The 13,794-nt window shown below is 57.6% G+C and carries 15 protein-coding genes; 7 read left to right on the forward strand and 8 right to left on the reverse strand.

Going from position 1 to position 13,794, the window contains the following annotated elements; genetic code table 11:
* Positions 1-57: 57 nt before the first annotated feature.
* Both QE453_RS24120 and QE453_RS24125 read right to left on the reverse strand, forming a co-directional pair.
* Positions 58-933, reverse strand: coding sequence for an alpha/beta hydrolase (locus tag QE453_RS24120; RefSeq protein WP_309778459.1), 876 nt, complete (start codon positions 931-933; stop codon positions 58-60).
* An 18-nt stretch (positions 934-951) separates the two neighbouring features.
* Positions 952-2,343: an NAD(P)/FAD-dependent oxidoreductase gene (locus QE453_RS24125; protein WP_113207746.1), complete on the reverse strand. Its 1,392-nt coding sequence runs from the start codon at positions 2,341-2,343 to the stop codon at positions 952-954.
* Between the two features lie 178 nt (positions 2,344-2,521).
* Here QE453_RS24125 and QE453_RS24130 point away from each other — a divergent pair, with 178 nt between their 5' ends.
* A complete protein-coding gene (locus QE453_RS24130; protein WP_309778461.1) occupies positions 2,522-3,358 on the forward strand; it encodes an alpha/beta hydrolase in 837 nt (278 codons plus the stop codon).
* A gap of 77 nt (positions 3,359-3,435) precedes the next feature.
* Here the strand turns inward: QE453_RS24130 and QE453_RS24135 are convergent, their stop codons facing one another.
* The 6 genes from QE453_RS24135 to QE453_RS24160 form a co-directional block, all read right to left on the reverse strand.
* A complete protein-coding gene (locus QE453_RS24135; RefSeq protein ID WP_309778463.1) occupies positions 3,436-4,464 on the reverse strand; it encodes a molybdopterin-binding protein in 1,029 nt (342 codons plus the stop codon).
* Entirely contained in the window at positions 4,437-5,159 is a 723-nt protein-coding gene (locus QE453_RS24140) for an XdhC family protein (protein WP_142187377.1), read from the reverse strand. The genes QE453_RS24135 and QE453_RS24140 overlap by 28 nt, the downstream gene beginning before the upstream one ends.
* Positions 5,159-5,467, reverse strand: coding sequence for an XdhC family protein (locus QE453_RS24145; protein ID WP_113207749.1), 309 nt, complete (start codon positions 5,465-5,467; stop codon positions 5,159-5,161). The genes QE453_RS24140 and QE453_RS24145 overlap by 1 nt, the downstream gene beginning before the upstream one ends.
* 41 nt (positions 5,468-5,508) lie before the next feature.
* Entirely contained in the window at positions 5,509-5,958 is a 450-nt protein-coding gene (locus QE453_RS24150) for a (2Fe-2S)-binding protein (RefSeq protein ID WP_113207750.1), read from the reverse strand.
* 23 nt (positions 5,959-5,981) lie between these two features.
* On the reverse strand, positions 5,982-6,359 hold the full coding sequence (locus tag QE453_RS24155) for a cytochrome c family protein (RefSeq protein ID WP_020808353.1): 378 nt from the start codon (positions 6,357-6,359) through the stop codon (positions 5,982-5,984).
* Positions 6,360-6,566: 207 nt separating this feature from the next.
* Entirely contained in the window at positions 6,567-7,121 is a 555-nt protein-coding gene (locus QE453_RS24160) for an AraC family transcriptional regulator (protein WP_309778469.1), read from the reverse strand.
* Between the two features lie 209 nt (positions 7,122-7,330).
* Here QE453_RS24160 and QE453_RS24165 point away from each other — a divergent pair, with 209 nt between their 5' ends.
* The 6 genes from QE453_RS24165 (at position 7,331) to QE453_RS24190 (ending at position 13,770) form a co-directional block, all read left to right on the forward strand.
* On the forward strand, positions 7,331-8,107 hold the full coding sequence (locus QE453_RS24165) for an SDR family NAD(P)-dependent oxidoreductase (protein WP_111797271.1): 777 nt from the start codon (positions 7,331-7,333) through the stop codon (positions 8,105-8,107).
* Between the two features lie 236 nt (positions 8,108-8,343).
* Positions 8,344-11,124: a winged helix-turn-helix domain-containing protein gene (locus QE453_RS24170; RefSeq protein WP_142187374.1), complete on the forward strand. Its 2,781-nt coding sequence runs from the start codon at positions 8,344-8,346 to the stop codon at positions 11,122-11,124.
* 128 nt (positions 11,125-11,252) lie between these two features.
* Positions 11,253-12,083, forward strand: a complete 831-nt coding sequence (locus tag QE453_RS24175) for an alpha/beta fold hydrolase (RefSeq protein ID WP_020808346.1) — start codon at positions 11,253-11,255, stop codon at positions 12,081-12,083.
* Between the two features lie 23 nt (positions 12,084-12,106).
* Positions 12,107-12,826, forward strand: coding sequence for a hypothetical protein (locus tag QE453_RS24180; RefSeq protein WP_309778471.1), 720 nt, complete (start codon positions 12,107-12,109; stop codon positions 12,824-12,826).
* Positions 12,827-12,944: 118 nt separating this feature from the next.
* Entirely contained in the window at positions 12,945-13,421 is a 477-nt protein-coding gene (locus tag QE453_RS24185; RefSeq protein ID WP_020808344.1) for a hypothetical protein, read from the forward strand.
* A 1-nt stretch (position 13,422) separates the two neighbouring features.
* Positions 13,423-13,770 (forward strand): anti-sigma factor, encoded by a 348-nt coding sequence (locus tag QE453_RS24190; RefSeq protein ID WP_020808343.1) that lies wholly within the window; start codon positions 13,423-13,425, stop codon positions 13,768-13,770.
* Positions 13,771-13,794: the final 24 nt, after the last annotated feature.

Genomic DNA, 13,794 nt, shown 5'->3' on the forward strand with positions numbered 1-13,794 from the left:
GAAGCGTGCATTATTCCTGGTCTCAAAATTCCGGAAATCGAGTGCGTGAGGCGTTGACTACGGATGTTCGCCGGACCGATGGTTCCGGACAAACGACGCAATCACGTCGGCGCAGAAGTGCGGTTCCTGGTGGTGCGGTCCGTGCCCGGCCTGCGGCAGCGTCACCAGGTGAAGCGACTTCCAGTCGCGCACCAGTTCCAACCAGTTTTCGACCGGGCAAGCGATGTCGTGGTCTCCGGAAATCACCAATAGCGGCACCACGCCGGCCGCCAGCTTTCTCATGTGAGCGCCTTCAGGATCCGGGTAGATGGTCGACCTGTCCCTCGCCTCGCTGAGGAGTTTCATGAAGGTCGCCTCCGGGATCGCAGGGGAGCGGCCTGCCTTGCGTTCGGCGATGCGATCATGAGAACGCTTTGCGGCCGCCTTGCTGCTTTCGGATGCCGGTTCGAAGAACAGGATAAACTCGTCATCCAGGGTATTCACGGGATTCATGGCGGTCTTGATGAAAATCGGCTCGCCGCTGACTTTCGGATGTCCCGGAGGAGCCGTTCCGATTAGGACCGCCTGCGAAACCTTGTCCGGATAGGTTGTCGCGAAAACCTGCGCAACAACCCCACCCAACGACCATCCCCCCATGACAACTTTGTCAAAGCCGAGGAAATCGATCAGGTCCCTTGCGTCCTTCGCAAGCGACGCGCGATCGTATGTCGGCGTCCCGGTCGATCCACCGAGTCCGGTATAGTCGAAAATCACTACCATGAAATTCTTCGCAAGCTCGTCAAGGAAGAGCGGATCCCAGGAGTCCATCGTTCCCCTGAACCGGACGGCAAGGACGAGGGGCGGCCCCTCTCCGAATTGCCGATAGGCAAGCGTGCGACCTTCAAGGTCTGCGTGTTTCGTTATGGTTGTCGAAGCCTTGGCTGGGGTCATCATTAAATCTCCGAATTGTTCTTAGTTGCGCGTGATCGGAGCGCCGAGGTTTGCAAAGAGCATGTTGAGGCCTTCGGTAATCGTAGGATGGGCGAAAATCCCGTCGCGCAATGCGGTGAAGGGCAGTCCGCCTTGCATGGCCATCTGGACGACGCTCATCACTTCACCTGCGTTCACTCCGAGCATGCTGAAACCAAGGATGATGTCGCTGTCGCGTGCGACGATGGCCTTCATGAATCCTTTGCGTAGCGACAGCGTTCGCGCACGCGGAATGACATCCACGGGGAGGTTGGCAACGCGGTAATCAGCCCCGTCCTTCGCCATATCGGTTTCGTTCTTGCCGATCCTTGCGAACTCAGGATCGATAAACACGCAGTACGGAATAGTACGATCTTTGGTGGTACGGTCTCCGCCGCTCATCGCGCTTTTGACGATCCGGTAGTCATCGAGCGAGGCATGGGTAAACATCGGTGTGCCGGCGACTTCACCCATCGCCCAGACATCGGGAGCGGTCGTACGCAGTCGATCGTCGACCTTGACGAAACCGCGCTCATCGACCTCAACACCGGCAAGCTCCAGCCCGATGTTGGCCGTTCTTGGCTTTCGACCCGACGCAACCAGAATATGCGAACCTTCGAATGATCGGCCGTCGGCGCAATGCACCGTGACGCGATCGCCTGAACGACCCGAAACGGTCAGGTCGTAAGCGCTGAGAGCCACGTCCACGCCTTCAGAATTGAGGATTTTGAGGATTGCTTCGCTGACATCGACATCTTCGCGCGGAGCAAGCCGCGGCCCGCGTTCAACGATAGTAACCTCGGCGCCGAGACGCCGAAATGCCTGCCCCAATTCCATTCCGATATAGCCACCGCCAATCACGATGAGGCGCGTGGGTAACTCTCCCAGTTTCAAAGCATCCACGTGCGTAATCGGGTCCGCCTCGGCAAGCCCTGGGACATCCGGAATGTCTGCAACGGTTCCGAGATTGATGAATACCTGATCGCCTGTGAGCATCCGCACGCCGTTTTCGGTTTCAACCTGGATGGTCTTGGGCGCGACAAAGCGACCCCAGCCCAGAATCAGATCGAATCCGCTTGCATTGAAGCCCGCTTTGTTCGTCGCGACCATCTCCGCGACCACCCTCGCCGTGCGGTCTCTCACCAAATCGATGCTGTGGCGAACGCTGTCGACAGTAACTCCGAACTCGGCCGTATTCTTGATCGTGTGTGCGACCTCGGCGCTGCGAATGAGGGTCTTGCTGGGGATGCAAGCGACGTTGATGCAAGAGCCGCCAATCATGCCAGCTTCTACAACGGCAACTTTCTTCCCTGCCTTGGCCTGCTCCATCGCCAGCGTCTTGCCCGCCTTACCGCCACCAAAGATAAGGAAGTCGAATTTTTCAATTACGTTCATTGCTGCCTCTCGGTTTCGATTTCGCAGCATGGAACCACGCCTGGGCATCTCGATATTGTAAGATGCGGCCGCTCGAAAACCTGCAGGGGAGCCGGATCGTCAAAGATCTGCGGGCTCTTCCAAGCCTACCCTGACTATAGATTTTGCCGCAGCGGCAACCGAACAGGAGGCTATTTCGATGACCAACGGCTTAAACATGCCTGAGAAAACCTCCTTCATATCTATCGACGGCATCAAGGTGCGAACTGTCAGCACTAAAGATGCTCAAGGCATTCCCGTATTGCTTACGGCCCCTTGGCCCGAAAGCATCTTCGCATTCAATCTCGTGTGGGCGCGTATTAGCGAACTCGGACCATTGATAGCAGTTGATCTCCCGGGCTTTGGCATGTCTGAGGGACGGTCGGACCTGATGTCGCCCCACGCCATGGGGGATTTCCTCATCCGCATCATGGACGCCCTCGATATCGAACGGGCGCACGTGGTGGCGCCTGACGTCGGCACGCTCGCCGTGCTTTTCGCCGCCAGTCGGCATGCGGAGCGCTTTGAGAGCATTGTGGGCGGCAGTGGCGGAACAAGCGAACTGCTTTTTGGAGAGTCCCTGCGTCAGATCGTGGCGTCGTCAAAGAGTGACTTCGCTGATTTCGATGGTGGTAAACGTGTCTATGAGCTGGTGAAGAGCACCGCGCGCGTTTCTATTCCAGAAGCTATCCTGGAGGACTACAGAAACTCTTCCGACGGCCAACGATGGAACGAAGCGGCCGACTTCGTCCGAGCCTATAAGCAAGACCTTCCGATCCTCGCCGGCCTGCTGCCGTCGCTCAAAACACCTATGCTCGTCATCTCCGGCAAAGATGATCCGATCGTCCCTCCCGCCAACGGACAGTTCCTTGCAGACCGCCTTCCGCATTGCCGCGCCGAAGTCGTCTATGCCGGCCACTTCGTCTGGGAAGACGCGGCAGAGACATACGCCGATTTGATTTCAGAGTGGATTTCCGGCGCTTACAAAAGAGCTTGATGCTGTTGTGGAAACATGCGCAGGCCTTTGCGAACGTGTACTCGCCGGCCTGCGCCCATAGCGCCGATAATGCGGTATCACGGAGCTTCGTGACTGACTGAGGCTTCCCTTAACTGCGGCCTCGACGAAATCTCCTTGAGCAGCCCCCCGACTCCCATCTTGGCAATCGTCCCGCTGTCAATGCGGTCGCCCGCGAGCATCCTGTCCAGCACCCAATCAAGACCGTTCAAGGACGGGCTGCGTGCGCAGCCCGGCGCTCCGATTACGGGAATGTCCGCAATCGCACCGATGACGATCAGGTTACCCGGATCTACAGGCATCCCCACTCGCTCCACCTTTCCACCTGCCTCACGGATCGCAGCAGGAATGACATCGTCTGCGTCCGCAACGGCCGACGCCCCGAAAACGATGACCAGATGATTGGATCCTGCCCTTCGATCGGCTTCCTCCCTCAGGACGTTGGCCAGTGCGTTTACATCGTGTTCCGAATATAGCTCCGACACGAGCGCCGAGCCTCGCTCCATCAGCCTGGCTGCAGTTATTCGCGTGGTCTTCTCCACTGTCTTCGCGCTAAGTGCCGGTAGAGTGGTTGAGATGAGCGTAACGGTTCGGGATTCAAACGGCCGTACGGATATTGGTGGCCGCGCAGAAGCCACCAACCTCGCTGTCTCGACCGTCCTATATCCGACCGCAAGCGGAATGATCTTAAGGGTGCCGACGAGCTCCCCCTCGGCTACCCGGCTGCGGTCAGCCAGACAGGCGAAGGTGACCGCTTGATTGATGTTATTGAACGAGTTGATCAAGTCTCGCTCGGCGATAAACAGGCCATCGGCTTTGGCGTAGAAATTTACCCTTCCCCCCACGGCTGACTTCGAAAAAACCCCCTCTTTGGCGAAAGGAACGCCCAGGATATCGGCGGCTGTGATCTCATCAATCTCGTGTTCTTCGAACCGATGGGCAAGTACGCTCGAAATCCCGTGCGAAAGGAAGAATGCCACATCTTCGAGGGACAAGGTGTGTCCTTTGGAGAAGGCCCTGCCTCCGACCGCAAGACGATGTCCGAGCATCATCCCGGTAGCTATTTCTGTCTCAAACTTGCCGAACATATCGTCTTTCCCGCCTCATACCTGGACCGTCGATGGGCGATAATCTCAGCCAGGATGGCGACGGCGATTTCACCCGGCTCCCTTGCGCCGATATCAAGACCGATCGGGCCCCGAATGCGCTCTAGGACAGACTGTTCGAAACCAGCTGCTCGCAGGCGCTCCAACCTTGCAAGATGAGTTCTCGAGCTACCGAGAGCCCCGATATAGAAGGTTCCGGCCCTTAGAGCTTGCTTGACCGCTGGATCGTCGATTTTCGGGTCGTGGGTAAGAGCGACCATCGCGGTGTTCGCGTCGACAGATATCTCCTTGAAAGCCTCATCGGGCCACGCCGGAAGCACGGCGACGCCGGGAAAGCGATCTTCGGTTGCGAAAGCTTCCCTCGGATCGACAACGATGGTCTCCATCCCGGCCTGGCTGGCCATAGGGGCCAGCGCCTGCGCGATATGGACTGCACCGATGATCATGAGCCGGATCGCGGGAAGATGCACATTCAGGAAATATGGAACACCGTCAATCTCCGTACGATATGAAAGGCCGCCAGCCAGGGCTTGGCGTGCTGCATCGGCGACCGCGCTGTCGATGCCATCGATAGTCGTTAAGAGTTCCTGGCTTCCAGTGGCGAGATTGATGATCTCGACCACCGGGATTCGACGGGCTTTCACCGAGTTGAGGGCGGTAACGAGACTGACGTCCATTAGCTCAGCCTCGATACGAAAACGGAGATGATGCCGCCGCACGAGAGGCCAACACGCCAAGCTGTTTCGTTCGCAACGCCGAATTCGATGAGCCTGGCTTCGCCGCTGTTGATAACATCCAGTGCTTCAGTGACCACCGCGCCCTCGACGCATCCACCTGAAACCGATCCTTCGAAATTACCTTGGTCGTCGACGACCAATCTGCTGCCCGCCGGTCGGGGCGATGAACCCCATGTGCTTACAACGGTTGCGATAGCCACCCCTTTCCCCGAACGGTGCCATATTTCGGCGGTTTCCAGTGGATCCATTTGACTATTCCTCATTCCAGAATCTTGATCATGGAAGGTCTTCAGGCGGACGCTGAGTGGATTGCTTCACGGATCCTGACGTATGTGCCGCATCTGCAGATGTTGCCCGCCATGGCCTCATCTATCTCAGCGTCGGTCGGCTTCGGATTGACAGTAAGCAGGGACGTCGCCGACATTATCTGTCCAGACTGACAGTAGCCGCACTGAACGACTTCCTTCTCGAGCCAGGCGGCCTGGACTTTCGCCCCGATTTCCGTTTCGCCGACGCCTTCGATCGTCGTGATTTTCTGGCCATCAATCATGTCCATCGTCGTCTGACACGCTCGGACAGCCATACCGTCAACGTGGACAGTACAGGCGCCGCACTGGGCAATGCCGCATCCGTATTTGGTGCCTGTCATTCCGAGGATGTCACGAAGCACCCAAAGAAGTGGCATATCGTCCGGGGCATCGACCTGGTGGGTTACGCCATTGATAACGAGGCTTTTCATGTTTCTGCTCCTCTAGTGCCGGATTATTGGACAGTGAGTGTTTTCAGGTAGGCGATAACATCGGCGCGATCCTGGTCCTTGGGGATCGAGATGGTCATTCGGGTGCCCTTAACGACGCCCGAAGGCGACTTGAGGAATGCGTCCAGTGCTCGCTCGTCCCATGTCACGCCCGAAGACTTCATTGCTGCCGAATAGCTATAACCTTCAGCTGTTCCGGCGGTCCGCCCGACCACACCAAGGAGCCCCGGCCCCACCCTGTTCTGTTCGCTCGCGGTGTGGCAGGCACTGCAACGTGCGAAAAGTTTCAGGCCTTTTTCCGGGTCGCCATCGGCCCGAGCAGTCGAATCTGGGAGCGCGATCGCTACCCAGCCGAGGGTCAAAAGACAGAGATGTTTCCTCACAGTATCCTCCGTTGAAAATGCAGTGACCCGGCGGAGCTGGATTGGTCCACCGGGCTTTTACGAACACGCGCCATCATGCTGCGTGCATGAACCTGGAGATTCAATGCTGCATGAGATCGCGCCGGTGAACGCCACCTCTTCCCGATCAACCTCGTCACCGCGAGGAAAAGGCCGCCCGAAATCATGTTTCGACCAGGTGCCATGGCCTTACATTGCCATCACGCGTTCAGACGACTGTGCGAGCCTTGACCATGACTGCGACGCAACCGGGACAGCCGATCCGCTGGCATGGCGGCGCCGCCAATTGAGGGGGGTCACCCCGACCAGTCGTTTGAATACCTTCGAAAGATGAGCCTGGTCGCTAAGCCCGCAGGCCTGTGCAATCTGACTGAGCGGCTCGTCAGTACAGGTGATAAGGTATTTGGCCGCTTCGATCCGCCGCGCGAGGACGTAGTCGTAGGGCGACTTGCCGAACGAAACTTTGAAGCCCTTGGAAAAACGGCTTGCGCTAAGCCGAACCTGAGCCCCGAGCTCCTGCACCCTTATGCAGCTTTCGACATTGTCGTCGATGTAGCGCATAATCTTGTTTTTCTGCCATTCGGCCAGACCTGCAACCGTCCTGCCGCGAGGAAACGTCGGCGTCCTCGTCGGAGCTAGTGCTGGTGTCGGGAAATGCGCTGTGAGGCCATGCGGGTTCAAACTCCACACCACGATCTGGTTATTTGCTGGACGCAGTTGAGCGGATGAAACTTGGTTTGGCATTGGCGTAACTCGTTGCTTCGGATGCCCTTGAATCTAGTCTGGGCATTCGGCGCTAAGCGAGTTAAGCGATGTTAAGTCTGATTAGCAGTGTTACGGACTGTATGTTTTTGGGTGCTGCCCAATCTTACAATACGGGTATTGACTCTTCGCGTATCCGGGCTCGACGGGCGAAGTTCGCAGTACGCTTCGTTGCCGTTGTTCTGAAGGAAATGTCAGTGCCAGAATTGCCCGACGACATCCTACGTCCGCTCGCAGGTCGAGTGGCGCTGCTAACAAACGCCGATAAGGGCGTAGGCCGGGCTACGGCGAGGCTGCTCGCTATAGCCGGAGCCGACTTGGCCCTAACGGTCGATGCTAGCGAATTCTCCTCGGATTTCATCACCGAACTTCAGCGGTTCGGCAACCGCGTCATCACCTTCGATTGGCCCAACGATGGATCGGGAGTCGAGTGCGCTCGACTCGCGCGGGGTGTGATCTCTGCGATGGGTCGGATAGACGTCCTGATTGCTAACGCACATCATCGCGCCCACTGGCAGATCGATGACGTGGACATGGATGAGGACGCGCTTGAAGCGCAGTATTCGGGAACCGTGATGGCTATCGCAGCTCTGGTTCGAGCCTCAGTCAGGTTCATGGGACACGGGGGACGAATAATCGCACTCAGTGCCAGCCTCGCCGACAGGGTAGGCGCTCCCGGTTTGGCAGACTACGCGGCAACCCGAGCAGCCATCACCGCTTTCTGTCGCGGCGCGGCCCACGATCTTGGGCCGCGGGGGATCAATGTCAACGTGGTCCAGATCGGGTCGATCCAGGCCGAGCTCTCCGAGGCATCGAGCGAAATGCTCGAGGCGGAGAAACAGTCTAACGTCCTCAAGCGCTTGGGAACGCCTGAAGAGGTCGCGCAAGCAATCCTTTTCCTCGCAGGTCCAAATTCCTCTTTTATCACCGGAAGCGTTCTGAACGTTGATGGTGGATACAACGCATAAAGAGAATCCGACAGTTCATTCGCTCAATGGTTCGTTGCATAAACTGACCGGTTGGTCTATCTCCGCAATAAGACCAAAGGCGAGCCTAACGTGGGACAAGACCGCTTACGAATTTTTTCTCCCGGAGCTGTGTGCGCCGTGCCTACACGGGCGACTGCGCCTTTGTTCGGCTGTCCTAGCAATCGAGCCTCATTGTTTGCGCGTCAGCACAGCTCCAACTTGGCCGGATATCGTCAATGACCGTACTGAGGTTTGGACGATTTGAGCTGGATACCGCCCAACGGAAGCTGACCGAATCCGGCAACGTGCTTCAGCTTGGCGGTAAGGCATTCGACATATTAGCCGTACTTGCAACATCGGCGGGGGAAGTGGTCAGCAAGGAAACCTTGCTCGCAGCGGTATGGCCGGATACGACCGTTGAAGAGGGCGCGCTGCGCGTGCACCTGGTCACACTTCGAAAGCTTCTGGGTGATCGGACTAGCGGAAGATACATCGAAAACGTACCGGGTAGAGGTTACGTTTTCGTCATGCCCGTGGAGGGTTCCGGTGTCGGGTCCGTCAATCAGGCTCCGGCCAAACCGCAGGTTCTGCAGCAGAGCTTTCCGCGACTGACCGAACGCCTCATTGGTCGAGACGACTTCGTGGCGGAGACCGCGCAAATGCTCTCGACCAATCGTCTGATAACGATTTCGGGCGCAGGCGGTGTTGGCAAGACGTCCGTCGCGCTGGCCGCTGCCGAAATCATAAGTGCTGGTCGCAAGGTCTTGTTTGTCGATCTCGCCTCGTTAAGTGACGAAAAGCAAATCGCTCCGACCGTGGCGAGCCTGCTCGGACTAAGTGTTGTCATCGACAACGCGGAGCATGCCGTCCTCGAAGCATTGGCCGAACGAAACCTCCTTCTTTTGCTCGACAATTGCGAGCATATTATTTCCAAAGCGGCTTTCATCGTCGAGGACATTTTGGCGGCCGCGAAGCAGGTGACCGTGCTTGCCACAAGCCGCGAGCCCTTGCGCATTGCCGGGGAAAGGATACGACAGCTACCTTCCCTTCCTGTACCCCCGGAAGACAGCCCGCAATCCTCGCTAATGAAATATCCTGCAGTCGAGCTTTTCGTTGACCGGGTTATGTTGTCCTCCGAACTGGAGGACTTCAACAATCCCGAAACGCTTGCGGCGGCTGCATCTATCGTCCGGCGTCTCGACGGCATCCCTCTGGCTATCGAACTTGCCGCGTCCGGCGTCGCCAACCTCGGACTTGCCCATCTCGTCAGCTCGTTGAGCGACCCGCTCGCGGTTCTGCGACGGGGACGGCGAACAGCGCCTCCAAGGCAGCAAACGCTGAGAGCGACGCTCGATTGGAGCTTTGATGGCCTGACGGACAAGGAACGCCTTCTGTTCGAATATTGCGCGATGTTCGCCGGCGCGTTTTCGACCGAAGCCGCCCAGACGCTCTGTGCGGGCGTAATGCCGGAGGAGGATTTCTACGAGGCTTTTGATGGCCTGTTCCTGAAGTCGCTGTTTTCGGTGAGCGGTGGCGACGGGAAATATCGACTTCTCCAAACAACAAGAAGCTACGCTCTGGACAAGGTCAGGAGAGGAGATCAAGCAAGGCTGCTTCATGCGGCCCATGCGGACTATTGCGAAAAGGCGCTTGCTAACGCCGCTCGTGACTGGCCGACGCTCGCGACCGCTGACTGGATGCGGCTGTATTCAGATCTGATCCACGATATCCGAAGTGCGATCCATTGGTCATTCGAGTCAATTGAAACGGCCGAGTCGGGAATGCGCCTTGCTGCCAATTCCAAGATTGTCTGGGTTCAACTTGGATTGATGAACGAGCAAATACAGGTCCTCGACGAAGCCTTGAAACGCGTCCCCGGATCTGCGCACGAGGGAACGGAAACGGAGCTCGACCTCCGGATTTCCAAAGGAAGCGCGCTGTACCACGTTCAGGGATACTCGAAAGACGGCGATGCCCTATACGAAATTGACCGCGGAATCGAAATAGCGGAAGCAACCGGCAATCTAGGCAAGTGCATCCAGGCAAATGCAGCAAGAACGGCCATCCTGTGCTCGCATGGCAGATACCAGGACGCAATCGATGCCGCGCTTGCGCTACGGGACAAGAACCCACAGGTGTCATCGCATGTGTTTAGCGCGATGCTTGGGCACAATTACTTCTTCAACGGGGAACTCTCTCGCGCGCGCAAGGAAATCGAGGGTTCGCTGGACGATGGCAGCGGGTCAATCAGGAGGACCTCGAATGCCGGACTTGGTTTCGACCAGCGAATCTCGGGTCTGGCGGTCCTGGTGTTCGTAGAATTCCTCGAAGGCAACATGGTCACCGCCATGGATCTCCTCAAGGAGTCGGTACGGGAAGCGGAGGATCTGGGTTACTCGATCGCTTCGTGCCTTCTTCTGATGCTGAGCGCGTTTCCGATGGCTTCGCTTGTGGGACGACATAGCGAGGCAAGTGAATACCTCGACAAAGCAGAAGGCCTGGCGAAACAACAAAGACTGATCCGTTGGCAACAGTGGATTTCGTCCTACCGGCATGGGCTGTTCGGCGATGACAATCACAGTGGCCTCGAAAACGAGCTCTCAGGCGCGGCGGCACTGAGGCTGGAATACTTCGTGGTCATTGCCGGCGAGCGTGCTCATAAAACCCACATCGAGCGCGCCCTCCAGGGTGATGCGGGGTGGTGCCGTCCGGAGCTGCTTCGCTTGTTGGCAATCGCGGAGTTTCCGACAAATCCAGAGCTCGCGAGGAAGATTGCCGCGGACGCGGTAGCGCTCTCGCGCAAGATGGTGGCGACGTTCTGGGAATTACGTTGCCTGATGGCCGCGTACGAGCTCTCGTCGCGCTCCGATAAACCCGGTATCATCGATGACATCGAGGCGGTAATCGGCAAATTCGAACCAGGAAGCAAGACCATCGATCTCGAAGCGGCAACGGACCTGATACGTTTGGCTCCTTGCCGCAATGGTCTGACGTTGGAGAGCGATTCCGCCTCCTAGTTCGATCCCGACTGCGTCCGGGGCGCTATCCATAACCCAACTTAACACTGATTAACTCGCGTAACAGGACATTAATCAGCACTTTCCTCCACACCAACATGGGCGTGATGACAAGGAAAGGATGCCTGATGTCCGTCAAACTCGAGGAAGCCGAAACAAAATATGTCGAGGCCCACGGAGTTCGCTATGCGTACCGTCGGCTAGGCCGGGAGACCGGAACCCCGCTGGTTCTCTTGCAGCATTTCACCGGAACGATGGACTCATGGGATCCGGCTGTAGTGAACGCCCTTGCGGGGGATCGACCCGTAGTCGTTTTCAACAACGCAGGGGTCGGAACATCCGGAGGCAAAACGCCCGATACCGTTGACCAGATGACGACGGATGCTGAGAGCTTTATAGCCGCCCTCGGTTATGACAAGGTTGATCTTCTCGGCTTCTCCCTCGGTGGATTCATCGCACAGCTTATGGCTGCTCGCCCCGCCGTCAAGGTCCGCAAGATCGTACTCGCGGGCACCGCGCCCAAGGGTGGCGAAGAGCACCTGATGCAGGTCGTCGAGGAAGCGTTCGCGCGAAATGCCGAGGACGTCCGCCTTCCCCTTTTCTTCACTCCATCGGTACCAAGTCAGGCTGCTGGACAGGCATTCGTCAATCGCGCCGCTGTTCGCACATATCAGCGCGATCCGGAAAGCCCGGATTCTGTCAGCAATCCGCAGGCAGCCTCCATCATCGGATGGTGCGCGGACAAAGACCCCGCCCATAAGTCGTTGAAGGCGATCACACAGCCGACACTCATCGTACACGGCAGCGACGACACGATGTTCCCCTCCATCAACGCGTACGAGATGTTCAAGAACATGCCGAACGCCACACTCGTTTTATATCCGGACTCTGGTCACGGCGCACTTTTCCAATATCCCGATACGTTCGTCGCCCACGTCCAGCACTTCCTGAACAGCTAAACAACGCAACCACGGAGACGAAAATGCCTTCCCTCGTCGAGAAAATCATTGCCGCCCATGGCGGCCTGGAAAACTGGAGAAAATACACACGCCTTACGGCGCATCTCAAACAAGGCGGCGTCTTGTGGCCGTTGAAGGGGCATTCCGGCCAGCTTGATGTAACCAACGTCTCGGTCGGCCTCGGCGAGGAGTGGGCTTCCCACGATCCCTTCAGCGCCGAAGGAAAAGTGACGCTGTTTGAGCCGGGTCTGGTCCAGATCAAGGATGCACGTGGTAGGGTCCTCGAAGAACTCAAGGAGCCTCGCTCGTCGTTCGCCGGCCACACGCTGGAAACTCCCTGGTCCGACCCGCAGCTCGCCTATTTCGCGGGCATCGCCATGTGGACGTACCTTAACATGCCCTTCCTTCTAACCGCGCCGGGCGTCCAAGCGGAGGAGATCGGCGAGTGGACTGAAAATGGGGAGACGTGGCAGCGTTTGAAGGTCACTTTCCCCGCCAACATTGCTACACACAGCACCGTTCAGACCCTCTACGTCGACGACGCCGGCCTTCTCAAGCGGCATGACTACGACGTCGAGATTGCTGGAAACACGCCCGGTGCTCACTACATCGGCGGCTACAAGGAAGTTCAGGGACTGATGTTCCCGACCGAGCGGCGCATTTTCCCCAGACAGCCGGACGGCAGTTCAATGCCGGAACCGCTCGTCGTATCGATCGATCTTTCCGACATCCATCTTTCGTGAGGTAGCGGGCGCGCGGGCAACCACCCGCGCCCTATGCCGCTTGCAAGGCTCGTTGCCCCGCTTTCCAAGCCAAATTGCCTGGAATCCTACTGAATAGAAATGTAGACTGGTTGCGCTCATGAAAGAGTTTACGAGAAACGTGTTGCCGTACGTTCCAGCCTTTCGAAGGTTCGCAAGCGGGCACGCAGCAGACATTGGGTCGGCCGATGCACTTGTGATGATCGCCTTGAAAACGCTGAAAGCACGTTGGATGTTCCTCGGTTTCGTTGGCCTCAAGATCGAAGGCTACGGCCTGATCCATAGTCTTGCAGACGACAAGGCCGCGATCTTCGACGACGCTGACAGCGAACCGATCCCGGAGTATGACACCGGGATCGCATGCGCCCTGAGAAGATTGACGACACTCGACCGGAGCATGATCCTGCTCACGTCAGTCGAACAGTTGACTTTCCAGGAAGTCGGGAGCGCCTTGGGCATACCTGACAGCTTCGTAATCAACGAACTCCCTCTCGCGAGAGAGCGATTGAGGGAGGTTGTCGAGATTCCGCTGCGGACGAGCGCGCGCAGAGGCGCGCATCTTAGGAGCATCAAGTAATATGCCGGCCATCACCGAAATCGAGATCCAGCTCTACATCGACCACTGCCTTCCCGAGGAGCGCAAGCGCGCCGTCAAAGAATATCTGTATGATGACCTGACGGCCGCACAACGGGTCGGGGCATACGAGCGTCACGCCGATGCGCTCAGGAGAGCACTCTTTCCTGTCGCCGAAATGCCACTTCCTTCGATCTTCGAGCCAGGCGCGCTTGAGACGGAATTGTCGCTGTCGCCTTTGAGGCATGTCAACTCGATCGCCGGCGCAATCCTCGCCGCCCTCATCGCGTACGTTGAATGGGGATGGTGGCGAGTGCTCGAAGAGCAGATAGCCCATTTTCTAATACGCTAGCGCAGGGAGTGTACGAAGTCCGTT

Source organism: Agrobacterium sp. SORGH_AS_0440, from assembly GCF_031453135.1.
GTDB lineage: Bacteria > Pseudomonadota > Alphaproteobacteria > Rhizobiales > Rhizobiaceae > Agrobacterium > Agrobacterium pusense.

What these genes read in the sequence shown, in the direction of transcription:
- QE453_RS24120 (WP_309778459.1), bottom strand. Translation starts at nt 933, where the DNA reads ATGATGACCCCAGCCAAGGCTTCGACAACCATAACGAAACACGCAGAC.
- QE453_RS24125 (WP_113207746.1), bottom strand. Translation starts at nt 2,343, where the DNA reads ATGAACGTAATTGAAAAATTCGACTTCCTTATCTTTGGTGGCGGTAAG.
- QE453_RS24130 (WP_309778461.1), top strand. Translation starts at nt 2,522, where the DNA reads ATGACCAACGGCTTAAACATGCCTGAGAAAACCTCCTTCATATCTATC.
- QE453_RS24135 (WP_309778463.1), bottom strand. Translation starts at nt 4,464, where the DNA reads ATGTTCGGCAAGTTTGAGACAGAAATAGCTACCGGGATGATGCTCGGA.
- QE453_RS24140 (WP_142187377.1), bottom strand. Translation starts at nt 5,159, where the DNA reads ATGGACGTCAGTCTCGTTACCGCCCTCAACTCGGTGAAAGCCCGTCGA.
- QE453_RS24145 (WP_113207749.1), bottom strand. Translation starts at nt 5,467, where the DNA reads ATGGATCCACTGGAAACCGCCGAAATATGGCACCGTTCGGGGAAAGGG.
- QE453_RS24150 (WP_113207750.1), bottom strand. Translation starts at nt 5,958, where the DNA reads ATGAAAAGCCTCGTTATCAATGGCGTAACCCACCAGGTCGATGCCCCG.
- QE453_RS24160 (WP_309778469.1), bottom strand. Translation starts at nt 7,121, where the DNA reads ATGCCAAACCAAGTTTCATCCGCTCAACTGCGTCCAGCAAATAACCAG.
- QE453_RS24165 (WP_111797271.1), top strand. Translation starts at nt 7,331, where the DNA reads ATGTCAGTGCCAGAATTGCCCGACGACATCCTACGTCCGCTCGCAGGT.
- QE453_RS24170 (WP_142187374.1), top strand. Translation starts at nt 8,344, where the DNA reads ATGACCGTACTGAGGTTTGGACGATTTGAGCTGGATACCGCCCAACGG.
- QE453_RS24175 (WP_020808346.1), top strand. Translation starts at nt 11,253, where the DNA reads ATGTCCGTCAAACTCGAGGAAGCCGAAACAAAATATGTCGAGGCCCAC.
- QE453_RS24180 (WP_309778471.1), top strand. Translation starts at nt 12,107, where the DNA reads ATGCCTTCCCTCGTCGAGAAAATCATTGCCGCCCATGGCGGCCTGGAA.
- QE453_RS24185 (WP_020808344.1), top strand. Translation starts at nt 12,945, where the DNA reads ATGAAAGAGTTTACGAGAAACGTGTTGCCGTACGTTCCAGCCTTTCGA.
- QE453_RS24190 (WP_020808343.1), top strand. Translation starts at nt 13,423, where the DNA reads ATGCCGGCCATCACCGAAATCGAGATCCAGCTCTACATCGACCACTGC.